The sequence below is a fragment of the Aquabacterium sp. A08 genome, from assembly GCF_011742065.1.
The window spans coordinates 1-307 of sequence record NZ_JAAQQT010000252.1; the positions used below are offsets into that span (position 1 = coordinate 1).

1 protein-coding gene is annotated in these 307 nt (G+C 58.3%); it reads right to left on the bottom strand.

Translation table 11 applies throughout. The features are described 5' to 3' along the window. A partial coding sequence (locus tag HA630_RS01425) for an Lrp/AsnC family transcriptional regulator (RefSeq protein WP_371809179.1) occupies positions 1-152 on the bottom strand: 152 nt, incomplete at its 3' end. Positions 153-307 lie beyond the last annotated feature (155 nt).

The following is a 307-nucleotide window of genomic DNA, read 5'->3' on the forward strand; positions in this document are numbered from 1 at the left end:
GCCTCCAGCCGGCGCACCCGCCGCAGCGCCGTGGCCGGCGACACCCCGCAGCGCTCGGCCAGCCGGTGGTTGGGCTGGCGGGCGTCGGTCTGCAGCGCGTTCAGCAGGCACAGGTCGGTGGCGTCGATGGAATTTTCATTCAAATCGTTCATGTTTATGGAGTTTAATTTTTACTTCAGGGCGTGCTGGCGATATGTTGCATAAATATGCAAAAAAAGACCACAAATTTCTTCTGTGCCGGCCTAGCATCGCGCCATTCGCAGTGAATCAAACAGGGGTGAGACCATGTGTGGAATCGTCGGCGCGG